Origin of the sequence: Pseudomonas sp. TH39(2020) (assembly GCF_016650715.1) — a bacterium.
Lineage (GTDB): Bacteria > Pseudomonadota > Gammaproteobacteria > Pseudomonadales > Pseudomonadaceae > Aquipseudomonas > Aquipseudomonas mandelii_C.
On sequence record NZ_JAEKFF010000006.1, the window covers coordinates 373026 to 396082 of the forward strand.

Genomic DNA, 23057 nt, shown 5'->3' on the forward strand with positions numbered 1-23057 from the left:
TAATGGCGCAATAAGGCAACTGAATGGTTCAGCTGCTCGGGGTGTCGCTATCGCGCTTGCGCTTGTTGCCCATGCGCACGCCGATGTCCATCAGGAACTGGAAGAAACCTTCCTGATCTTCCAGCACATTGCTCCAGAACGGCGAGTGATACAGCGCCACGGCGCCGTGCACCAGCGCCCAGGATGCGCAGTAATGGAAGTAAGGCGGTACGTCTTCAAGTTTGCCTTCACTGATCCGGCCCTTGATCAGCAGGGTCAGACGTTCGAAGTTCGAGGCGCGAATCTTGTGCAGCTCCTCGACCATCTCCGGCACCTGATTGCCCTTGACCACCTTTTCTTCCAGGCGATCGAACAACCGATAGCGTTGTGGATCGCGCATGCGGAATTCGAAGTAGGCCCGGGACAGGGCTTCCTTGTCCTTGTCGACATCGGCCGAATGCAACAGCTCGTTCAAATCGCGCTCGTAATCGAGCATCAGGCGCAGATAGATCTCGGCCTTGGATTTGAAGTGCTTGTAGATCGTGCCTTTACCGATACCGACGGCATCAGCAATCATCTCGACGGTGACACTGTCTTCACCTTGATCGAGGAACAGCTTGAGCGCGGTATCGAGAATTTCTTGCTCGCGGCGACGAAACTCACGGACCTTACGAGGTTCTTTATGCATAAGAAAAGGTCTGTAGGGGTCAAAATTCGAAGCCGCGTATTATGCCTAACTTGCGCAAAAATGCACGGATCATCCGACCATATATGTGTTTCTTGATGAATTACGGCAGCCTCGCAGATCAATGAGAACTCAACCGAAGCGCCCGTATTCCAAATTTGTTTAAAAACCGCGATCAGTAAACTGGACTCGGCGCAATACTGATCAATACTTCAACTGTCGGCGGGACATCTCCCCCAAGTGTTGCGCCGATATAGGTACCAACGGACCGCGTGCCTTTGTTTTACTCCTAATGGTCTTAACCCGGATTCACCCCCCAGAACCCGGGTTTTTTTTGCCTGCGATTTAACCTTTCACATGCGCCAGCGGAAACAGTCGCTTGAAATTCTCGGTGGTTTGTTCGGCAAACCGCTCGTAGGGCTCACCTCGCAACATTGCCAGAAATTCCGCTACGTCGCGCACGTACTGCGGCAGGTTCGGCTTGCCGCGATGAGGAATCGGCGCCAGGTAAGGCGAGTCGGTTTCCACCAGCAATCGGTCAGCCGGCACTTTACTGGCTACGTCACGCAGAGCGTCGGCATTGCGGAAAGTGACAATCCCGGACAAGGAAATGTAATACCCCATATCCAATGCTGCTTTGGCCATGTCCCAGTCTTCGGTGAAACAATGCAGCACGCCAGCCTGGGGCAGCGCCGCTTCACGCAGGAGGTTCAACGTGTCGGCGCGGGCACCACGGGTGTGGATGATCACCGGTTTGCCCGTCTGCTGTGCCGCTTGCAGATGCAGGCGAAACGACTCCTGCTGCAACTCCGCGGCTTCAGGCTCGTAGTGATAATCCAGACCGGTTTCACCAATCGCCACCACACGCGGGTGGTTGAGCTCGCGCAACAGCCAATCCAGTGCGGGCGCGGCGCCCGGCTGCACGTCCAGCGGATGCACGCCAACCGAACAGTCGACGTCGTCGTAACGTTCGGCCAGGGCTTTGACGTCGGCGGCATTCTCGACACTGACGCCGATACACAGAAAGTGCCCTACCCCGCGCAGACGGGCCGCATCCAGTGCGGCATCCAGAGAGCCGTCGTGGGCGGCGAGGTCGAGGCGATCAAGGTGGCAATGGGAATCTACGAGCATAAAAGGGCTGCAACTTACATCGTATGAGTGGGACGGTCGGACTTCAGGGCTCCGGCCAGATGGGTTTCGATTCGACTGCGCGCGGTATTGTCGCCATCGTTGAATTGTACACCGACCCCGGCGGCCCGGTTACCCTGCGCACCTTTGGGGGTGATCCAGGTGACCTTGCCGGCGACCGGAATCTTCTCCGGCTCGTCCATCAGGTTCAACAGCATGAATACCTCATCGCCCAACTTGTAACTCTTGTTGGTCGGGATAAACAGGCCACCGTTCTTGATGAACGGCATGTAGGCCGCGTAAAGCACGGACTTGTCCTTGATCGTCAGGGACAAAATGCCATTGCGCGGCCCCGGATTAACGGCTTCATTCATGCTGACCTCCATTGCTGATGACCAGAGTCTAGGCACAGACGGTCACTTCTGGGTAGGCAAACCCACCCATTGCACCAACAGCGCCTCCAGCAACAACACCCGATTGAGGTTGGCTTTGCTCATTACCTTCTGGCGCTGGGCGAGAATCCAGTCCTGAATATTCAGGACTTTGTCCTGGCCAGCTTTCTGCGCCAGGTACTGAATCACCTTGCGCATGTCCGTCAGTCCCAGGCCTTCTTCGTCCTGAGTCAGCTGATAGCGCAGTATCAGGCTCGACCAGTCGCAGAACCAGTCGAACAACAGCAACAGCGGAATCGCATTCCAGCCTTCGGCCAGTTGCGTCGGTGACTGTTGCTGCTTGAGCAACTTCTTCACGCCATCGACCACCAGCGCCCGTTGCTCACGCACGCCCTGGGCCTGCAAGTTGACGGCGGCCAGTGGCGAACCGGCGGCCAGGGTCAGCAGTTCGACGCGTTCGTCTTGCGAACAATCCGGCAACGCCTTCGCCAACCACGCCAGACTCATCGCCTCGCTCGGCAGCGGACAAGCCTGTTGCTGGCAGCGGCTCTTGATCGTCGGCAGCAAACGACTGGTCTGGTGACTGACCAGCAGCAACACGGTATCACCGGACGGTTCTTCAAGACTTTTGAGCAAGGCGTTGGCGGCGTTGACGTTCATCGACTCCGCCGGTTCGATCAGCACCACTTTGCGCCCACCCATCTGCGCGGTCTGAACCACGAAGCTGACCAGATCACGAACCTGATCGACCTTGATCGCCTTATCGGCTTCTTCCGGTTCCAGAATGTAGTTGTCAGGGTGACTGCCGGCCTTGAGCAACAGACAGGATTTGCATTCGCCGCAAGCATCGTGGGCCGCACTCGGACGCTGGCACAACAAACTGGCCATCAAGCGCTCGGCCAGCGCGCGCTTGCCGATCCCGGCGGGGCCATGGAGCAGATAGGCGTGAGCATGTTGCTTGCGACCGGCCAACTGCTGCCAGAGACTGTCCTGCCACGGATAGGCTTCAGCCACGGGTCAACTCCAGCAGACGTGGCAGCAAGGCATCCAGTGACTGCTGAACCTGCGTCAGCGGCTGGGCGGCATCGACCAGGACATAACGCGCAGGATCCGCTTCAGCACGCTTGAGGAAAGCACCGCGCACCGCATCAAAAAAGGTTCGGCCTTCCAGTTCGAAGCGATCCAGACGACCGCGAGCGCTGGCGCGGGCCAGGCCCACTTCCACCGGCAGATCGAAAATCAACGTCAGGTCCGGGCGCAAATCGCCCTGGACAAAGGCTTCCAGAGTCGCGATGCGCTCCAGCGACAGGCCGCGACCGCCCCCCTGATAGGCATAGGTCGAATCGGTAAAGCGATCACACAGGACCACCGCACCGCGGGCCAGTGCCGGGCGAATCACCTCGGCCAGATGCTGGGCTCGCGCGGCGAACACCAACAGCAACTCGGTGTCGGGGTTCATGACTTCGTCAACCGGCGCCAGCAACACTTCGCGGATCCGCTCGGCCAACGGCGTACCGCCTGGTTCGCGAGTCAGCACGACCTCGATACCCGCGGCGCGCAGGCGCTCGGCGAGGTATTCGCGATTGGTGCTCTTGCCGGCCCCTTCCGGGCCTTCCAGGGTAATAAACAAGCCAGTCACAGGCAGTCCTTAGTCAGAGTCATTGCGGGCTTTGCGGAGCGGTTGCATCCGGTTCGGGCGCGGGTGCGGCTGCGGGTTCTTGAGCGGGTTCTTGCGCCGGCTCCGGTGATGGCGACTGTTCAGGCGCTTGCGGCTCTGGTGGCGCCGCCTGAGCAGGCTCTTGCGGCGCCACTTGCGGCAAAGCCTCGGGGGCTGTGTCGGGCGAAGCAGCCGGAATCGGTGCCTGCTCATCCGTCGCCTCTGGCGCCGTGGTGGGCGCGGGGCTGGAGCGGTAGTCGGCACGGCGCTTGATCTGGAACTCACGCACAGCGTTATTGTGCGCGTCCAGATCATCGGAGAACACGTGGCTGCCATCACCACGAGCAACGAAATAGAGGCTATTGCCAGCCACCGGATTCAGCGCTGCATGAATCGCTTCGCGGCCGACCATGGCGATCGGGGTCGGCGGCAGTCCCGAAATCATGTAGGTGTTGTACGGCGTCGCTTCCTTGAGATGAGCGCGAGTCAATTTGCCGGTGTAACGATCACCGAGGCCGTAGATCACGGTCGGATCGGTCTGCAGCAGCATGCCCATTTCCATGCGACGCACGAACACGCCAGCGATTTGCCCGCGCTCCTGCGGCACGCCGGTTTCCTTCTCCACCAGCGAGGCCATGATCAGCGCCTGATAGGGTTCGGTGTACGGCACATCAGCGGCGCGCTGACTCCACTCCTTGGCAAGGACTTCGTCGAGGCGGTCGTAGGCTTTTTTCAGCAGCTCGACATCGGTCATGCCGCGCACGAAGCGATAGGTGTCAGGGAAGAATCGCCCTTCCGGAAAAATCCCGCTGTGGCCGAGTTTGTCCATCACCTCGCTATCACTCAAACCGTCGAGGGTCTTTTCGAGTTTTTCATCCTTGGCCAGAGCAGCGCGGACCTGATGGAAATTCCAGCCCTCGACCAGGGTCAGGCTGTACTGAACCATTTCCCCGCGCTTCCACAGGTCAATCAGGCCTTCGACGGTCATGCCGGGTAGCATGCGGTATTCGCCCTTGTGCAACGGTTGCTTGGCAAGATTGAAGCGCCAATACACCCGCAGCCAGAAAGCGTCCTTGATGACGCCATCGGCTTCGAGTCGATAGAAGGTGCGGGTCGGTGTCGTGCCTTTGGGCACTTCCAGCAGCTCTTCCTGGGTGATGTTCAGCGGCTGTTCCAGCGCCGAATGGATTTTCCAGGCGGAAGCGCCCAGACACAGCCCTGCCAGAACCAATCCGGTTTCCAGCAGCAGCAAGAATTTACGTCTCACGTATCAAGCATCCAGTAGCGCGCGGGCAATGGTTTGGAGTTTACGGGTGAGCGGACCAACCGGCCAGCTCAGTGCTGCATAGGCGCGCACCGGCCAAACGCCATACACGCTGTTGCAGACAAAGACTTCATCAGCCCATTGCAGCTGATCGAGGGTGATGTCGGTGATTTGTGTGGGGATCCCCAATGACTCGGCTTGAAACAATAATTCGGCACGCATCACGCCGGCCACGCCACAGCGCTTCAAATCAGCCGTGATCAGCACGCCATCGCGGATCAGGAACAGGTTGCTGAACACGCCTTCAATGACGCGCCCGGCCTGATCGAGCATCAAGCCTTCGGCATGATCGGTGTCTTGCCATTCGGAGCGGGCGATGACCTGCTCAAGACGGTTCAGGTGTTTGAGTCCGGCGAGCAGAGGCTGCTTGGAAAGTCGCGTCGCACAGGGGAACAGGCGAACGCCCTGCTCCGCATTGGCAGCAGGATAAACCGCAGGAGGGTTGCCCAGCATGATGCGGCGCGCCTGAGCCGAAGGATCGGGCGCATAACCGCGCGCGCTTTCGCCACGCGTGACGATGAGCTTGAGCACACCTTCGCCCAACGCTTGGGCATAGGCCAGTAACTCTGTGCAGACAGCCGCATGATCGAGATTAATTGCCAGCCGCTGGCAACCTTTGACCAAACGCACCAGATGCCGATCCAGCAACACCGGAGCGCCGTTGCGCACGGCAATGGTCTCGAACAGACCATCGCCGTAAGCCAGGCCGCGATCCTTCAGCGACAAAGCGTCAGCCGGCTGACCGTCGACCCAGCTCTCCATCAGTCAGCGAACCGGCGGAACACCAGCGAGCCGTTGGTGCCGCCAAACCCGAAGGAGTTGGACAGCACCACATCGATATCCATATTGCGCGCGGTATGCGGTACGAAATCGAGGTCGCAACCTTCGTCCGGCTCATCAAGGTTGATGGTCGGCGGCGCTACCTGACTGTTGATCGACAGCACACTGAAGATCGCCTCGACCGCGCCAGCCGCACCCAACAGGTGACCGGTCATGGACTTGGTCGAACTGACCGCCAGTTTGTAAGCGTGATCGCCGAATACCGACTTGAGCGCACAGGCTTCGGCAAGGTCGCCGGCCGACGTCGAGGTGCCGTGGGCGTTGACGTACTGAACCTGATCGCCATTGATCCTGGCATCGCGCAGCGCATTGGTGATGCAACGTGCAGCACCTGCACCATCAGCCGGTGGCGAAGTCATGTGGTACGCATCGCCACTGGTGCCAAAGCCGATCAGCTCGGCGTAGATCGTCGCACCACGGGCCTTGGCGTGCTCCAGCTCTTCCAGAACCAGAGCCCCGGCACCGTCGGACAGCACGAAGCCATCACGGCCCTTGTCCCATGGACGGCTGGCGCGGGTCGGCTCATCGTTGCGGGTCGACAGTGCGCGGGAGGCACCGAAGCCGCCCATGCCCAAACCGCAAGCTGCCATTTCAGCGCCGCCGGCAATCATCACGTCGGCTTCGTCGTACATGATGTTGCGTGCCGCCATGCCGATGCAGTGCGTACCGGTGGTACACGCAGTGGCGATGGCGTAGTTAGGTCCCTGTGCGCCCAGATGGATGGACAGGAAACCGGAAATCATATTGATGATCGAGCCAGGCACGAAAAACGGAGAAATCCGTCGTGGGCCGGAATCATGCAGCGTGCGGCTGGTTTCTTCGATATTGGTCAGTCCGCCAATACCCGACCCCATGGCCACGCCGATGCGCTCACGGTTGGCGTCGGTGACTTCCAGACCGGAGTTACGAACTGCCTGAAAACCTGCGGCCAGACCGTATTGAATGAACAGGTCGAGCTTGCGAGCTTCCTTGACCGACAGGTATTCCTCGACATTGAAGCCCTTTACCGAGCCGCCAAAGCGGGTGGAATAGGCAGAAAGGTCGGTGTGTTCGATCAGACCAATGCCACTGCGGCCAGCCAGAATGCCCTGCCAACTGCTCGGCACATCCGTGCCCAGTGGCGACAACATACCCATACCGGTGACTACGACGCGTCTACGCGACACAGCACTCTCCTTTTTCAAATGACGACTTTGCATCAGGCCTAAAGAAAAAACCGCACGCCGTGATGGCAGTGCGGTTTTTCCATGACAGCAAGCAACGATTACAAGCTATTAAGCCTGGTGGTTAGTAACGTAATCGATTGCGGCTTGTACAGTAGTGATCTTCTCAGCTTCTTCGTCAGGGATTTCGGTCTCGAATTCCTCTTCCAGAGCCATCACCAGCTCAACGGTGTCAAGGGAGTCGGCACCCAGGTCTTCAACGAAGGAAGCAGTGTTGACCACTTCTTCTTCTTTAACGCCCAGTTGCTCAGCAACGATTTTCTTGACGCGCTCTTCGATGGTGCTCATACCTTGTTTTCACTCCTAATGGACAAATTCAGGCAGCTGGCCAGTGGGTAAGTGTATAGAAAGACTTTTCAGTTTTTCAACTGAAAGCTTCACTCCTCAAACCCGACGACCCTCTGCCTATAAATAGATTGCAGCTTTATAACGGATTTTAGACAGCTCGTATGACATTTTTTTGAAGCAACCCGTCACATTTAACTCATGTACATCCCGCCGTTCACCGGGATTGTAGCCCCAGTAACGTAAGCCGCACCGTCGGACGCAAGAAAAGCGACCACAGACGCGATCTCTTGAGCTTGCCCCAGACGGCCCAGCGGAATCTGCGTCTGCAAGGCTTCACGCTGTGCCTCGGGCAGTTCGCGGGTCATATCGGTGTCGATGAACCCAGGGGTCACCGAGTTTACCGTAATCGAACGCGAACCGACTTCACGCGCCAATGAACGGCTGAAACCTTCCAGACCGGCCTTGGCGGCTGCGTAGTTTACTTGGCCTGCGTTGCCCATGGCACCCACAACTGAGCCAATACTGATAATTCGTCCCCAACGGGCTTTGGTCATACCGCGCAAAACGCCCTTGGACAGGCGGAACAGACTGTTCAGGTTGGTATCGACGACGTCATGCCATTCGTCATTTTTCATGCGCATCATCAGATTATCGCGGGTGATACCGGCATTGTTGACCAGGATCGCCGGCGCACCGAACTGCGATGTAATGCTCGCCAGTACTGCCGCAACGGATTCGTCGCTGGTGACATTGAGTTCCAGGCCAGTGCCTTGAATCCCGTTTTCCTTCAGGGTTGCCGCAATGCGCTCGGCACCCGAGGCAGACGTCGCGGTGCCGATAACGATGGCGCCCTGACGACCCAGTTCCAGGGCGATAGCCTGGCCGATACCGCGGCTCGCGCCAGTGACCAGTGCAACTTTACCTTGCAGACTCATGCAGGCTTCTCCTGATTCAGGCCAACGCTGCGCGAGCGGCAGCGAAGGCGTCGGGGGTATTGAGGTTGGATGTCGACACGCCTTCGGCGCAGCGCTTGTTCAGGCCAGCCAGCACTTTACCTGGGCCGCATTCGACCAACTGGGTAGCGCCTTTGGCAGCCAACGCTTGAACCGATTCGACCCAGCGTACAGGCTTGTAAAGCTGCTCAAGCAGATCGCGCTTGAGGGTTTCCAGATCAGCCGGCACATGGGCGCTGACGTTCTGAACCACCGGGATCTGCGGCGCCTGCCAGTCGATCGCTGCGATCGACTCGGCGAAACGCTCGGCTGCCGGACGCATCAGCTCGCAATGGGACGGCACGCTGACCGGCAAAGGCATGGCGCGCTTGGCACCACGGGCCTTGCAGCCTTCGATGGCACGCTCGACCGCTGCCTTGGCACCGGCGATGACCACTTGGCCAGGGGAGTTGAAGTTGACCGCACTGACCACCTCGCCTTGCGCCGCTTCGGCACAGGCTGCCAGCACATCAGCATCGTCCAGACCGAGAATGGCAGCCATGCCACCTTGCCCGGCCGGAACGGCTTCCTGCATCAACTGACCACGGCGTTCAACCAGCTTCACCGCGTCGCCCAGACTCAGACTGCCCGCGGCGACCAGAGCGCTGTATTCGCCCAGGCTGTGACCGGCAACATAAGCCGGACGCGCGCCGCCTTCAGCCAGCCACAGACGCCACAAGGCAATCGAGGCGGTCAGAATGGCCGGCTGGGTTTTATCGGTTTGGTTGAGTTGCTCTTCCGGCCCTTGCTGGGTCAGTGCCCACAGGTCGTAACCCAGAGCATCGGAAGCTTCTTTGAATGTTTCGAGGACAACCGGATGTTGTGCGCCCAACTCGGCCAGCATGCCGAGGGACTGCGAACCCTGTCCCGGAAAGACGAATGCGAGGGAAGCAGACATGTAACAAGCCCCTAATGATCTTGTCGTCGGAGAATTGACGTCCCGCTTGGGGGACGCAAGAAACTGACAGTTGGATGGCAAATTGAACTGAGCGGTCACATTTAAGCATTGTCCGACGAAAACGCCTAAAGCAACAAATCCTCAAGACGACCGTGAATGCGTTCCGGCAGGTTTTCCTGGATCTCGATCAAGGCGCGCTGAATGGCACTCTGGAAGCCTTGGACCCCCGCCGAACCATGGCTTTTGACCACAATCCCCTGCAACCCGAGGAAGCTTGCACCGTTATGCCGCGCAGGCGCGAGATCAGCTTGCAAGCGCTTCATCAGCGGCAATGCCAGAGCACCGACCACTTTCGACGCAAGGTTTTTCTTGAACAAGGCTTCGATGCGCGCGGCAATCATGGTCGCCAGGCCTTCGCTGGATTTGAGCAGGATATTGCCGACAAAACCGTCACACACCACCACATCCGCCTCGCCACGGTACACACCGTCACCTTCGACAAAACCGATGTAGTTGATACCACGGGCACTTTGCAACAATGTTGCAGCGAGCTTGACCTGCTGGTTGCCCTTGATGTCTTCGGTACCGATATTCAGTAGCGCCACTCGCGGACGAACGATGCCCAGGGTTTCCGCCGCCACCGACCCCATCACAGCGAACTGCAATAGATGCTCGGCGCTGCAATCGACATTGGCGCCCAGGTCGAGCAACTGGCAATAACCCTTCTGCGTCGGAATCGCCGCCACCATCGCCGGCCGATCAATGCCTGGCAAGGTCTTGAGCACAAACCGCGACAACGCCATCAGCGCACCGGTATTGCCGGCGCTGACGCAGGCCTGGACCTTGCCATCGCGCAGCAACTCCAGCGCCACGCGCATCGACGAGTCGGGCTTGCCGCGCAGGGCCTGGGCAGGTTTTTCGTCCATGGTGATGACTTCGGACGCCGGCACGATCGACAGACGCGAGCGATCCACAGCCGATTGGCCAGAGAGCAATTCTTCAAGAAGGGAGGGTTGACCGACGAGGGTCAGGTGCAGCGAGGGCGTAGCAGACAGACAAGCAAGGCTGGCCTGAACAATGCTGCGGGGACCGAAGTCCCCGCCCATTGCGTCAATCGCGATGACTTGAGCAGACAAGTGATTACTCGTCAGCGCCCTTGTCGATCACTTTACGGCCACGGTATACGCCTTCTGGCGATACGTGGTGACGCAGGTGAATTTCACCGGTGGTTTTTTCTACAGACAGAGTGCTTGCCGTCAGGGCGTCGTGCGAACGACGCATGTCACGGGCAGAGCGGGATTTTTTGTTCTGCTGAACAGCCATAATTGATTAACTCCTAAACGTTTGGGTCACGCTTTAACTGCGCCAATACACTGAACGGGTTGGACCGCGTTACCTCGTCCTCGCTCGGTTCGGGCTCATCGAGACCCGCCGGCTGCTGGCATTCTTCCGGATGATGAGCAGGCACAATGGGCAAGGCGAGCAGAAGCTCCTCCTCGATCAGTGACTGCAGATCCAAAGGATCTTCGCCCAGTTCCAGCACGTCATAACCTTTCGGCAACGACTGGGTATTCGCACCCTCCTTCACCACAGCATAACTGCATTCGCTATGGATCGGCAGGGTGACCAGCTCAAGACAACGCTGGCAAACCATTTTGACTTCGGTGTCGATAAAACTGTGGATTACCACAGACTTACGTTCATCTCGTTCAAAAACGAATTTAGCCTGCACCGTACCGACAGTATCGGAAAGCGGGTCGCAGAGTCTCTCCAAATCGGCCAGCAGCAGTTCACCTTGAAGGGTGGTGCCACGATCAGCCAATTTGCGCGGGTCAACGTGAGGTGGAATCGGGTCATTCAACATAGGCGCAGCATTATAGGGATGCCCCCAGCCATGTCAAAGGAAATTCAGCCCTGTCCGTCACTTGGAAGCCTCGCTAGAATTCGTGCCTGTCTTCTGGAGATGCGCATGCTGCCTTTATTACTCGCTTCTAGCTCGGTTTATCGCCGGGAATTGCTGGCCCGCCTGCAGCTGCCGTTTACCTGCAGCTCACCGGATATTGACGAAAGCCATCGTCCGGACGAGTCCGCCATCGAGCTGGTCAAACGCCTCGCCGAGGAAAAAGCACGCGCGCTGGCCAGCAGCCATCCCGCTCACCTGATCATCGGCTCCGATCAGGTCGCCGTACTTGGCGATCGGATCATCGGCAAACCGCACACCTTCGAAAAGGCCCGCGAACAATTACTGGCCTCGAGCGGCAACCGCGTGACCTTCCTTACCGGCCTGGCCCTGCTCAACAGCCAGACCGGCGATTGCCAGGTCGACTGTGTGCCGTTCACCGTGAACATGCGCACACTCGACACCGCACGCATCGAACGTTACCTGCGCGCCGAACAGCCCTACGACTGCGCTGGCAGCTTCAAAGCCGAAGGTTTGGGGGTGAGCCTGTTTAAAAGCACCGAAGGCCCTGACGCCACCAGCCTGATCGGCCTGCCATTGATTTGCCTGGTGGACATGTTGCTGGCCGAAGGTGTGCAGATACCTTAAAGATCTTTTGACTTAAAAAAACCGGCAAAAGCCGGTTTTTTTATGCAGCGAGAAAATCAGCGCAACGAAGGTCCCTGAAAGCCCATCCACATCGCCAGATGCTCAGCCACGCTGGCTCCGAGTTTTTTCGAGAAGCGATCGAACGGCGATTCCTGAACGGTGAAATCCACCAACTCTTTCTCGCCGATCACGTCACGCGCCACCGAACTGGCATTCCCCAGACCATCGATCAGGCCCAGCGGCAAAGCTTGCTCCCCGTTCCAGACCAACCCGGAAAACAGCTCCGGATGTTCCTTGTCCTTGAGACGGTCGCCACGGCCCTTTTTCACACTATTGATGAACTGCTGGTGTGTCGTATCCAGCACGCCCTGCCAGAACTGAGTCTCCTCGGGCTTCTGCGGCTGGAACGGGTCGAGGAACGACTTGTGCTCGCCCGACGTGTAAGTCCGACGCTCGACGCCGAGCTTCTCCATGGTGCCGACAAAGCCGTAACCGGCCGCCGTCACACCAATGGAACCGACCAGACTCGCCTTGTCGGCGTAAATCTGATCCGCCGCACTGGCGATGTAATAAGCACCGGAAGCACCCAGATCCGAGATCACCGCGTACACCTTGGTATCCGGGTGCAAGCCGCGCAGACGGACAATTTCGTCATAGACGTAGCCCGACTGCACCGGACTGCCGCCCGGACTGTTGATTCGCAGGATGACACCCTTGACCTTCTCGTCCTCGAAGGCTGCACGCAGACTGCCGACGATGTTGTCAGCGCTGGCAGGCTCCTTGTCGGCGATCATGCCGGTCACGTCGATCAGCGCGGTGTAGTTACCACTGCGGGTGGCAGCTTTTTCCATGTCCATCAGCGGCGTGAACAGGATCAACGCACCAAACAGGTACACAAAGGTCAGCAGCTTGAAGAAAATCCCCCAGCGACGGGACCGGCGCTGCTCCTGCACGCTGGCCAGCAGGGTCTTTTCCAGCAGCTTCCAGCTTTTCTCGTCACCGCTCTCTGCGCTCGCCTTGGCGGGCGCTTTCCATTCGTCGGTCATGACATCTACCCCAGCAAAAACCTATTAAGCCCGCTGACTCAGCCAGGCATGCAATTCTGAAAAACGATCAATGGCCAGTGCCGGCTCGAATAATTTCAACGCCTCGATCGATTGCGCGCCATAGCTGACGGCCACCGAATCCATGCCGGCGTTGCGCGCCATCTGCAAGTCGAAGGACGAATCGCCCACCATCAGCGCCTGCTCCGGGCGAACCCCACAATGAGCAACGATCTGCTCCAGCATCAGCGGATGGGGTTTGCTGGCGGTTTCGTCGGCCGCGCGGGTAATATCGAAATAATCTTCCCAGCCGTGAGATTTCAACACCCGATCCAACCCGCGACGGGCCTTGCCGGTCGCGACCGCCAAGTGATAACCCTCGGCACGAAACGCTTCCATCGACTCGACCACACCCTCGAACAACGGCGAAGGAACAGCCTCCGAGGCGATGTAGTGATCCGCATAATGCTCACGGAATGCGATCAGCTCGGCATCGCTGATTTGCGGATACAACGTACGAATCGCTTCCGGCAAGCCCAGACCGATGATGCCCTTGACGGCAAAATCATCGCGCAACTGAAACCCGGAGCGCTCGGATGCGACATGCATCGACTCGACAATCCGACCAATGGAGTCGGCGAGAGTGCCGTCCCAATCGAAAATCAGCAGCTTGTAATCAGATGGGCGCACTCAATCGCTCCACGGTTTTGGCCCACATCTCGTCGACCGGTGCCTGCAACTTCAGCTCACCACCATCCGGAAGCGGCACGGTCAGCATGTAGGCGTGCAGGAACAGACGTTTGCCGCCCAGGTCACGAATCTCTTTGCTGAAGCCTTCATCGCCGTACTTGGTGTCGCCAGCGATGCAATGCCCGGCGTGCAGGGTATGGACGCGGATCTGGTGAGTCCGGCCGGTAATCGGTTTGGCTTCGATCAGGGTGGCAAAGTCGCCAAAACGACGCAGGACCTTGAACACGGTCACGGACTCTTTGCCCTCCTCCTCGTCGACCTCGACCATACGCTCGCCGGAGCGCAGGTTGCTCTTGCCGAGCGACGCCCGGACTTGCTTGATCGAGGCTGCCCAGTTGCCGCGAACCAGCGCCATGTAGCGCTTATCGACGCCATCGCCGCGCAAAGCCGTGTGCAAGTGACGCAGCATGCTGCGCTTCTTGGCGATCATCAACAGGCCGGAGGTGTCACGGTCGAGACGGTGAACCAGTTCGAGCTCCTTGCAATCGGGACGCAACTGACGAAAGGCTTCGATCACCCCGTAAGTCAAGCCGCTGCCACCGTGAACCGCGATGCCGCAAGGCTTGTTGATCACGATCAACGCCTTGTCCTCGAACACAATCGAGGCTTCGAGGCGCTGCAGCAGGCCTTGGGCCAGTGGCACAGGCTCGTCGCGCTCAGGCACGCGAACCGGCGGCACGCGCACGATATCGCCCGCCTGCAGCTTGTATTCGGGCTTGATCCGACCTTTGTTCACTCGCACTTCGCCTTTGCGCAAAATGCGGTAAATCAAGGTCTTGGGCACGCCTTTGAGCCGAGCGAGAAGGAAGTTATCAATACGTTGGCCGGCATATTCCGGCGAGACCTCCAGCAGTTGTACGGCTGGGGTCGAAGGGGCAGTAGTCGTCATGGCGCGGATGATAACAATTTTTTATGGAATTGAAGCACTTAATCATTGCTGCTATAGTCGCGAACGCCGCCAAAAGTGGCCTGGACAGCGGACTAACGGTCAAAAACCGGCCCTGACCAACGCAATTCACGAGGACGAGAGGCCGTCCTACGGGGCTTTCGCTACGAAACGGTAGAGTTTGCAGTTGTAACGAGCGCAGGTGACATGAGGCCTGAAGCATGCCGCAAAGCAGAGTTTTCACTCGCCTTGCGAGCAAATATTCACGGCCAGTTCACAAAGTGCAGTCAGCTACGAACAACCCCGAGCGAATGCTTCGGAAACAACGCCTAAATTAGCCATGATGCGTGACCTCCCCCTTTCGGAGCTCACGGTAAATGCCAACCCGCTGCGGATTCTGCGCGCGGCAGCACCCGAATTATCAGGGATACGTGTAGGGTGGAGATGCACAACCGCTGGACTGTGTAGCAATAGGCTTTATCAAGACGCTTCATCTCGTCCACAGCCGCTGGTTGATTCCTCCTCCTGACTGAGTGCTTAAGTAGCCACAGCAAGCAGGACGCGTACGTCGCGACGCCGGCCCAATTGGTCGGGGTTCGCTAGACACTGGAGTGTCCAACCACTCCTGACGCACCTGACACCGACCATGAGAAGTCGTGTGTGCCGAACGCCGTTTCCGGCAGCCCGGAAACCGACGGTACTACATGAAAAGAATGCTGATTAACGCAACTCAACCCGAAGAGTTGCGTGTTGCACTGGTAGATGGCCAACGCCTCTACGACCTGGACATCGAATCCGGTGCACGCGAGCAGAAAAAGGCCAACATCTATAAAGGCCGAATTACTCGCATCGAACCAAGCCTTGAGGCTGCCTTTGTCGATTTCGGCTCTGAGCGCCACGGCTTCCTGCCCCTTAAAGAAATCTCCCGCGAATACTTCAAGAAAGCCCCTGAAGGCCGCGTCAACATCAAGGACGTCCTGAGCGAAGGCCAGGAAGTCATCGTTCAGGTCGAAAAAGAAGAACGTGGCAACAAGGGCGCAGCCCTGACCACCTTCATCAGCCTGGCCGGTCGTTACCTGGTTCTGATGCCGAACAACCCGCGTGCCGGCGGTATCTCCCGTCGCATCGAAGGTGAAGAGCGCAACGAACTGCGTGAAGCCCTGAACGGCCTGGTTGCACCAGCCGACATGGGTCTGATCGTTCGCACTGCTGGCCTGGGCCGCAGCAGCGAAGAAATGCAGTGGGACCTCGACTACCTGCTGCAACTCTGGACCGCCATCAAAGAAGCCTCGCTGGATCGCTCCGCGCCGTTCCTGATCTACCAGGAAAGCAACGTGATCATCCGCGCCATCCGCGATTACCTGCGCCAGGACATCGGCGAAGTGCTGATCGACAGCGTTGAAGCCCAGGACGAAGCCCTGACCTTCATCCGCCAGGTGATGCCGCAGTACGCCAGCAAGATCAAGCTGTACGAAGACAGCGTTCCGCTGTTCAACCGTTTCCAGATCGAAAGCCAGATCGAGACCGCTTTCCAGCGCGTCGTTGAATTGCCTTCCGGTGGTTCCATCGTTATCGATCCGACCGAAGCCCTGGTGTCCATCGACATCAACTCGGCGCGCGCCACCAAAGGCAGCGACATCGAAGAAACCGCTCTGCAGACCAACCTTGAAGCCGCCGAAGAAATCGCCCGTCAGTTGCGCTTGCGCGACATCGGCGGCCTGATCGTCATCGACTTCATCGACATGACCCCTGCCAAGAACCAGCGCGCCGTGGAAGAGAAAGTCCGCGAATGCCTGGAAGCCGACCGCGCTCGCGTGCAAGTCGGTCGCATCTCGCGCTTCGGCCTGCTGGAAATGTCCCGTCAGCGCCTGCGTCCATCCCTGGGCGAAAGCAGCGGCATCGTTTGCCCGCGTTGCAACGGCACCGGCATCATCCGTGACGTTGAATCGCTGTCGCTGGCGATTCTGCGCCTGATCGAAGAAGAAGCCCTGAAAGACCGCACTGCCGAAGTTCGCGCCCAAGTGCCGATCCCGGTCGCTGCGTTCCTGCTCAATGAAAAACGCAACTCGATCACCAAGATCGAACTGCGCACCCGTGCCCGCATCGTCATTCTGCCGAACGATCACCTCGAAACGCCGCACTTCGAAGTTCAGCGTCTGCGCGATGACAGCCCGGAAGCCGCGGTCGGCCAGTCCAGCTACGAAATCGCTGCTGCCGCTGCCGAAGTCGAAGAAGTCCAGCCAGCCGCTGCGACCCGCACCCTGGTTCGCCAGGAAGCCGCGGTCAAGACGGCTCCGGCCCGCGCCAACGCTCCGGTTCCGACCGAAGTCGTCGCTGCCGCACCTGTTGCCGCGCCGGTCGCCGCGCCAGAGCCAAGCCTGTTCAAAGGCCTGGTGAAGTCGCTGGTCAGCCTGTTCGCGACCAAAGAAGAGCCTGCTGCGCCGGTTGTGGTTGAAAAACCAGCCACCGAGCGTCCGGCCCGTAACGAAGAGCGTCGCAACGGTCGTCAGCAGAGCCGCAACCGTAACGGTCGCCGCGATGAAGAGCGCAAGCCTCGCGAGGAACGTGCACCGCGTGAAGAGCGCGCACCACGTGAGCCACGTGAAGCCCGCGAGGAAACGCCAGCAGTAGCCGTAGCCCGCGAAGAACGCGCTCCACGTGAAGAACGCGCACCTCGTGCCCCTCGTGAAGAACGTGCACCGCGCGCTCCTCGCGAAGATCGCAAGCCACGTGGCGATCGTGAAGAACGCCCGGTTCGTGAACTGCGTGAGCCTCTGGATGCCGCTCCGGCCGCCGCCGCTGCTGCTACCGCTGAAGAGCGTCCAGCCCGTCAGCCACGCGAAGAACGTGCTCCACGCCCACCGCGTGAAGAACGTCAGCCACGTGCCGAGCAAGCCGTTGCCGCCGTTGCCGAAGAAGAGCTGGTTACCAACGAAGAGCAACTGCAGGAAGACGGCCAGGACGGCGCCGAAGGCGATCGTCCACGCCGCCGCTCCCGTGGCCAGCGTCGTCGCAGCAACCGTCGCGAGCGTCAACGCGATGCCAACGGTAATGTGATCGAAGGTTCGGAAGAATCCGAGTCCGCCGAAGGTAACGAAGCTGCTGAAACCAACGAAGCGCCAAGCGCTGCCGATCTGGCCGCCGGCCTGGCTGTTACCGCAGCCGTTGCCAGCACCGTGATCAGCGCTCCAGCCGAAGCACAGGCTAACGAGCAAGCCGAACGCGCGACTGCCGCCACCCTGGAAACTGCTCCAGTGGAAGCGCCAGTGGTTGAAGCAACGACTCCGGTCGAAGCCACCGCCGCCCCGGAAATCGAAGTGGCACCGGTTCGTGAAGCACAGCCTGTATTTGAAGCTGCCGCTGAGCCAGTAGTTACCGCAGAACCGGCTGCCGAAACAGCCACCGAAACAGTAACCGAAGCTGTCCGTGAAGTTCGCGAAGAGCAAACCGCGTTCAACTGGGTTGCCGAGCCAGTCGCCGCCGAAGCGCCAGAAGCCGAGGCCATGGTGTCCGAGCCAGTGGTTGCTGCTGCCGAGCCTGCTCCGGTGGTTGAAGCGCCGGTTGTTGCCGAAGTGGCCGCACCGGAAGTCGAAGCTGCCCCTGTCAGCGCCCTGACGCCAAGTGGCCGTGCGCCGAACGACCCACGTGAAGTGCGTCGCCGCAAGCGTGAAGCCGAGCGTCTGCAGAAAGAAGCTGAACTGGCTGCCGCTGCTACTCCGGCTGCTGTCGAACCAGCACTGGTTGTCGCTGAAGTCGTCGAGGCAGCACCTGCCCCGGCTGCTGAAGTCACTGCTGCCGAACCCGTTGAATCGGTGATCGACGAAGCACCGCGCTCCGTTCAGGACGCGGTAGAGCAACACGAGCAAGCCCTGGAAAAAGAACACGAGCCTAAACCTCTCGTCTGATTCCATCGGCCACTAAAAAGCCCCGCCTGGTGATCCAGGCGGGGCTTTTTTTATGTCTTCCGATCGTTCCCACGCTGTTGATCGTTCCCACGCTCCGCGTGGGAACGATCATTACGGGTAAACAAGCTTCTCAGGCACATCCACATCCCACAACACCCCGGGATCGTCCACCGCCACCTCGACTACTCTCGCCTGCGCAAACAACGCCTTGGCACCTCGATCACCGGACAACGCCATCAACGCCGGACCAAAGCTGCGCCCAAATCCCACCGGATGCCCAAACTCGCCTTGATGCACCGGAACACTGACGGCGTCATCAGCAATCTCCGCCACCACCCGTTCAATGCTCGCTGGAAGGATGAACGGCATATCCCCCAGCACAATCAGCCAGCCACTGAGCTGCGGACACGCCGCCACCCCGGCCGCGATGCTGTCGCCCATGCCGGTCGATTCGATCAGCACAATCTCGCAGCCATAGGCCTTGGCCATGCGAATCACTTGCGGTCGATCCACAGTGGTCACCAGGACGCGCTTCTCAAGGGAAGCTGGCAAATTCACCAGCACTTGCTCGATCATTGAATGAATAGCACCCTCGCGCCCCGTACAATCCGCCACCAGCTTGTCCCTCTCGGCACCGGCCTCCTGTCGAAACCGACTGCCCTGCCCCGCCGCCAACACGATGACGCCGATAGGTTCGCTCATACGACCTCCTGCAACAGCTTCTTCTGCTTCAGTTCGACGCCGTTCTTGATCGCCACGATTTCGGCCAGCAGCGACAAGGCGATTTCCGCCGGTGTGTGGCTGCCAATGTGCAAACCGATCGGGCCGTGCAACCGAGAGATAGCCCCTTGTGACAAGCCTAGTTGAGCGAGGTTTTCCCGGCGCTTCAAGCTGTTGACCCGGGAGCCCAGCGCACCGACATAAAACGCTTTAGAGTCCAAAGCCGTGAGCAGCGCCATGTCATCGAGGCGAGGATCGTGGGTCAGTGCGACGATGGCCGTACGTTCGTCGGTCTGGATGCTGAGCACCGCGTCATCGGGCATGCCCGAAACAAATCGCCCGTGCTGCTCTTCCCAGCCGTAAACGAACTCGGTGCGCGGATCGCAGATCAGCACTTCGAAATCCAGCAAACGTGCCATCTCGGCGACATAACGGGACAACTGCCCCGCACCGATCAGCAACAGCCGCCAACGCGGGCCGTAAATGGCCCGCAACGTCTTGCCATCGAACGTCAGCACATCAGTCTTGTCAGCCGGTTGCAGCATGACTTCACCCGTCTCGACATTGAGCGAGCGAGCCACGATTTCGTGCGCCTCGCAGCGCGCCAGCAATTCGGCAACCCACGCCGGGTCACCGACCCGCTCCTCGGTCAGGCGCAAGGTGCCGCCACACGGCAAACCGAAGCGTGCCGCCTCCTCACGGGTGACGCCGTAAGTGATCAATTGCACCGGCGGCCCATCGGCTGGAATACGACCGTCATGCAGCCGGGCAATCAAATCGTCTTCGACACAACCACCGGACACCGAGCCAATCACCACACCATCTTCACGCAAGGCCAGCATGGCGCCAGGTGCCCGCGGCGCGGTGCCCCAGGTCTGGACCACGCTGTACAACACCACCCGCTGACCGGCGCGGCGCCATTCGAGCACGCTGCGCAGGACGTTCAGATCGACACTGTCCATCAGGCTTGCGCCTTCTGCCAACCTTGCAGCTGATAGCGAACCGGCAGGTTGCGGATGCGCTTGCCGGTGGCGGCAAAGATTGCGTTGCACAGTGCTGGCGCAATCGGTGGCACGCCCGGCTCACCGACACCGCCCAATGGCACATCACCCGATGGTGTGACCAGATGAACCGCAACTTCCTTCGGCGCCAGGGACATGCGCGCTACTTCGTACATGTGGAAGTTGTCCTGCTGGACCTTGCCGTCCTTGAAGCTGATTTCCCCCAGCACCGCGTTACCCAGGCCCATGACGCAGGCGCCTTCGAACTGCGAGCGAATCCGCTCGGGGTTGATCTGCGGGCCGCAATCCACGGCGATGTCAGCCTTGTGCACGATCAGCGTGCCGTCGTCTTTGACTTCGACCTCGATCACCGCCGCCACATAAGTCACGAAGCTGTAATGCACCGCCAGCCCCAGACCTCGGCCCTTGGGTAACTCGCGGCCCCAACCGGCGGCTTTGGCGGCGGTTTCCAGCACCGTGCGCATCCGCGCGGTGTCGATCGGATAACGCTCGGGGGATTCGCCGTAGTTCCACTCTTCACTCAAGGTGCGCGGATCGATCTGCCGGTCCGGGCCAAGCAATTTGATCTGGTACTTGAGCGGATCCTGGCCGGCCTTGTGCGCCAACTCATCGACAAAGCTTTGAATCGCAAAACCGTGAGGAATGTTCGACACCGAGCGATACCAGCCGACGCGTGTGTGAATCGCTGCTTCCGGGTTTTCCAGGCGCACGTTGGGGATCGCGTAGGCCATGTTGGTGAAACCCATGCCGAGTTCGAAGGCCGCCTCGTGGTTCATGCCCGGCGCAAACAACGCGGTGATGCTCGGCGCCACGGTGCGGTGCAACCAGCCGGACGGCAGGCCGTCCTTGTTCAGGCTGGCTTTCAGGTACTCGGCCGACACCGTGTGGAAATAGGAGCAGTGGATGTCGTCTTCACGGGTCCATTGCACCCGCACTGCTTTGCCGGGGAATTCCTTGGCGAGGATGGCCGCTTCGATGATGAAGTCCGGTTTGGATTTACGCCCGAAACCGCCGCCCAGCAAGGTGACGTTAAAGGTGACGTTATCGAACGGAATCCCGAGGCGCTCGCCAATGCGTTCGCGAGTGACTTGGGGGGCCTGGCTTGGAGCCCAGGCTTCGCACACGCCGTCCTTGAAACGGGCGATGGCGACCATCGGTTCCATGGGGGCTTGCGTGAGGTGCGGTAGGTAATAGGACGCTTCGAGCGTGCTGTTGGCACTGCCCATGGCTTCGTCGATGTTGCCGGTATTGCGCACCACTTTGCCGGGTTTGAGGGAGGCTGCCTCGATTTCCTTGCGGTAGGCGATTGAGTCATAACTGGCGTTAGGACCATCATCCCACTCGATTTTCAACGCCTCGCGGCCCTTGATCGCGGCCCAGGTATTGCTGGCCACCACGGCCACGCCGCCCAACGGCTGAAACTCCGACGGCAGCGGATGACCTTCGATCTGCACGACCTTGATCACGCCCGGGACTTTCATCGCGGCGCTGGAGTCGACGGACTTGACCTTGCCGCCATACACCGCAGGGCGCGCAATGGTGGCGTAGAGCATGCCATCGAAATGGACGTCTGCACCGTAAATGGCGCGGCCATTGACGATGTCGGCACCGTCGATGGCCTTGGTGCCTTCCTTGCCGATGTAGCGGAACTCCGACGGCTGCTTGAGTCGCAGGCTGTCACGCGCCGGCACTGCCAACGCACCAGCAGCGGCGGCCAAGGCGCCGTACCCCAGTTCACGACCGGTCGGTTGGTGAATGACTTTATGCAGTTGCGCGTGGCATTCGCTGACCGGCACTTTCCACTGTCCGGCAGCCGCTTGTTCAAGCATGGTCCGCGCGGCAGCACCGCAGCGACGCATCGGCTCGTACCAGTGGCGCATGCTGCGCGAGCCATCGGTGTCCTGGTTGCCAAAGCGCACTTCGTCGCCCGGCGCCTGTTGCACCTTCATCATCGCCCAGTCGGCTTCCAGCTCATCGGCCACCACCATCGTCAGGCTGGTGCGCACACCCTGGCCCATTTCCGAACGGTTGCAGACCACAGTCACCGTGCCATCAGCAGCGATGCTGACGTATACCTTGGGATCGTCGATCCAGCCGTTGGGCATGCCATCGGCGCCGAATTTCTTCTCTTTCTCGGCAGCGAAAGCGTCTTGCCAGCCCCAGCTCGCCACCAGTACCAGCGCACTGGTGGCGCCAACGCCTTTTAAGAAACCGCGACGACTGAGGTTGCTCAGCGCGAAATCATTCGGTAACTGGCTCATGCCTTGGCCTCCTTCAGGTGAGTGGATGCCTGGCGGATGGCGGTCTTGATGCGGTTGTAGGTGCCGCAGCGGCAAATATTACCGACCATTGCCTCTTCGATCTGTTCGTCGCTGGGGTTCGGGTTGGTCTTGAGCAGCGCCGTGGCGGACATGATCTGCCCGCCCTGACAGAAACCGCACTGGGCCACAGCGGTGTCGAGCCAGGCTTGCTGGACGACTTGCCCGACCGGGTCGGCGTGCAGGTTATCGATGGTGGTGACGTTCTGGCCGACCACCGAACCGATCGGCGTGATGCAACTGCGCGCCGGGGCGCCTTCGATATGGATGGTGCAGGCACCGCACAGGCCCATGCCGCAGCCGAATTTGGTGCCGTTGTAACCGGCCACGTCGCGGATCGCCCAGAGCAGCGGCATGTCCTCGGTGACATCGAGTTGATGGTCTTGACCATTGAGCTTCAGGGTAATCATGGGCACGCCCGCATAGTTATTGGTTATGGGGTCGAGCAATCTGCCGCCT

Annotated in this window: 23 protein-coding genes; 2 read left to right on the top strand and 21 right to left on the bottom strand. The window is 59.6% G+C overall.

What is annotated here, in order from left to right:
* Positions 1-28 precede the first annotated feature (28 nt).
* From JFU47_RS09670 to JFU47_RS09735, 14 genes are all read right to left on the bottom strand, one after another.
* The gene (locus JFU47_RS09670) at positions 29-667 is read right to left on the bottom strand and encodes a TetR/AcrR family transcriptional regulator (protein WP_007945721.1); all 639 of its coding nucleotides are present in this window, start codon (positions 665-667) and stop codon (positions 29-31) included.
* 342 nt (positions 668-1009) lie between these two features.
* The gene (locus tag JFU47_RS09675; protein WP_033056960.1) at positions 1010-1795 is read right to left on the bottom strand and encodes a TatD family hydrolase; all 786 of its coding nucleotides are present in this window, start codon (positions 1793-1795) and stop codon (positions 1010-1012) included.
* Between the two features lie 14 nt (positions 1796-1809).
* The gene (locus JFU47_RS09680) at positions 1810-2166 is read right to left on the bottom strand and encodes a PilZ domain-containing protein (RefSeq protein ID WP_150744430.1); all 357 of its coding nucleotides are present in this window, start codon (positions 2164-2166) and stop codon (positions 1810-1812) included.
* A gap of 42 nt (positions 2167-2208) precedes the next feature.
* A complete protein-coding gene (locus tag JFU47_RS09685; RefSeq protein WP_123364801.1) occupies positions 2209-3198 on the bottom strand; it encodes a DNA polymerase III subunit delta' in 990 nt (329 codons plus the stop codon).
* Complete coding sequence (tmk, locus tag JFU47_RS09690) at positions 3191-3823, bottom strand: dTMP kinase (RefSeq protein ID WP_201182677.1); 633 nt, start codon at positions 3821-3823, stop codon at positions 3191-3193. Before tmk ends, JFU47_RS09685 begins: the two co-directional genes overlap by 8 nt.
* A 19-nt stretch (positions 3824-3842) precedes the next feature.
* Positions 3843-5108, bottom strand: a complete 1266-nt coding sequence (gene mltG, locus JFU47_RS09695) for an endolytic transglycosylase MltG (RefSeq protein ID WP_201182678.1) — start codon at positions 5106-5108, stop codon at positions 3843-3845.
* Positions 5109-5111: 3 nt separating this feature from the next.
* A complete protein-coding gene (gene pabC / locus JFU47_RS09700; protein ID WP_201182680.1) occupies positions 5112-5927 on the bottom strand; it encodes an aminodeoxychorismate lyase in 816 nt (271 codons plus the stop codon).
* Positions 5927-7171, bottom strand: coding sequence for a beta-ketoacyl-ACP synthase II (fabF, locus tag JFU47_RS09705; protein WP_201182681.1), 1245 nt, complete (start codon positions 7169-7171; stop codon positions 5927-5929). Before fabF ends, pabC begins: the two co-directional genes overlap by 1 nt.
* 108 nt (positions 7172-7279) lie before the next feature.
* Entirely contained in the window at positions 7280-7516 is a 237-nt protein-coding gene (gene acpP, locus JFU47_RS09710; RefSeq protein ID WP_003442511.1) for an acyl carrier protein, read from the bottom strand.
* A 191-nt stretch (positions 7517-7707) separates the two neighbouring features.
* Complete coding sequence (gene fabG, locus JFU47_RS09715) at positions 7708-8451, bottom strand: 3-oxoacyl-ACP reductase FabG (RefSeq protein ID WP_123364796.1); 744 nt, start codon at positions 8449-8451, stop codon at positions 7708-7710.
* Positions 8452-8467: 16 nt separating this feature from the next.
* Positions 8468-9406 carry an ACP S-malonyltransferase gene (fabD, locus tag JFU47_RS09720; RefSeq protein ID WP_123364795.1) on the bottom strand — a complete coding sequence of 313 codons (939 nt, stop codon included), beginning with the start codon at positions 9404-9406 and terminating at the stop codon, positions 8468-8470.
* A gap of 125 nt (positions 9407-9531) precedes the next feature.
* A complete protein-coding gene (gene plsX / locus JFU47_RS09725) occupies positions 9532-10542 on the bottom strand; it encodes a phosphate acyltransferase PlsX (protein ID WP_074878985.1) in 1011 nt (336 codons plus the stop codon).
* Positions 10543-10546: 4 nt separating this feature from the next.
* Positions 10547-10729 (bottom strand): 50S ribosomal protein L32, encoded by a 183-nt coding sequence (gene rpmF / locus JFU47_RS09730; RefSeq protein ID WP_008152339.1) that lies wholly within the window; start codon positions 10727-10729, stop codon positions 10547-10549.
* A 13-nt stretch (positions 10730-10742) separates the two neighbouring features.
* Positions 10743-11270, bottom strand: a complete 528-nt coding sequence (locus JFU47_RS09735) for a YceD family protein (RefSeq protein ID WP_004371317.1) — start codon at positions 11268-11270, stop codon at positions 10743-10745.
* 105 nt (positions 11271-11375) lie between these two features.
* On the opposite strand from JFU47_RS09735, the gene JFU47_RS09740 reads away from it, so the two are divergent.
* Positions 11376-11954, top strand: a complete 579-nt coding sequence (locus JFU47_RS09740; RefSeq protein WP_201182682.1) for a Maf family protein — start codon at positions 11376-11378, stop codon at positions 11952-11954.
* A gap of 56 nt (positions 11955-12010) precedes the next feature.
* Here the strand turns inward: JFU47_RS09740 and JFU47_RS09745 are convergent, their stop codons facing one another.
* From JFU47_RS09745 to rluC, 3 genes are read right to left on the bottom strand one after another with little or no spacing between them, the layout of a single operon-like run.
* On the bottom strand, positions 12011-13000 hold the full coding sequence (locus tag JFU47_RS09745; RefSeq protein ID WP_140676255.1) for a S49 family peptidase: 990 nt from the start codon (positions 12998-13000) through the stop codon (positions 12011-12013).
* 24 nt (positions 13001-13024) lie between these two features.
* The gene (locus tag JFU47_RS09750) at positions 13025-13687 is read right to left on the bottom strand and encodes an HAD-IA family hydrolase (protein ID WP_201182684.1); all 663 of its coding nucleotides are present in this window, start codon (positions 13685-13687) and stop codon (positions 13025-13027) included.
* Complete coding sequence (gene rluC / locus JFU47_RS09755) at positions 13674-14636, bottom strand: 23S rRNA pseudouridine(955/2504/2580) synthase RluC (protein ID WP_046049069.1); 963 nt, start codon at positions 14634-14636, stop codon at positions 13674-13676. Before rluC ends, JFU47_RS09750 begins: the two co-directional genes overlap by 14 nt.
* Before the next feature lie 701 nt (positions 14637-15337).
* On the opposite strand from rluC, the gene rne reads away from it, so the two are divergent.
* A complete protein-coding gene (gene rne, locus JFU47_RS09760; protein WP_201182685.1) occupies positions 15338-18538 on the top strand; it encodes a ribonuclease E in 3201 nt (1066 codons plus the stop codon).
* 111 nt (positions 18539-18649) lie between these two features.
* Here rne and JFU47_RS09765 read toward each other — a convergent pair whose 3' ends face one another.
* Genes JFU47_RS09765 through JFU47_RS09780 form a run of 4 tightly spaced genes read right to left on the bottom strand, consistent with a single transcriptional unit; the run spans position 18650 to position 23008 of the window.
* Positions 18650-19240, bottom strand: coding sequence for a nucleotidyltransferase family protein (locus tag JFU47_RS09765; protein WP_201182687.1), 591 nt, complete (start codon positions 19238-19240; stop codon positions 18650-18652).
* Entirely contained in the window at positions 19237-20220 is a 984-nt protein-coding gene (locus JFU47_RS09770) for an XdhC family protein (protein WP_201182689.1), read from the bottom strand. The genes JFU47_RS09765 and JFU47_RS09770 overlap by 4 nt, the downstream gene beginning before the upstream one ends.
* Entirely contained in the window at positions 20220-22541 is a 2322-nt protein-coding gene (locus tag JFU47_RS09775) for a xanthine dehydrogenase family protein molybdopterin-binding subunit (protein WP_201182690.1), read from the bottom strand. The genes JFU47_RS09770 and JFU47_RS09775 overlap by 1 nt, the downstream gene beginning before the upstream one ends.
* A complete protein-coding gene (locus tag JFU47_RS09780; protein ID WP_008152370.1) occupies positions 22538-23008 on the bottom strand; it encodes a (2Fe-2S)-binding protein in 471 nt (156 codons plus the stop codon). Before JFU47_RS09780 ends, JFU47_RS09775 begins: the two co-directional genes overlap by 4 nt.
* Positions 23009-23057 lie beyond the last annotated feature (49 nt).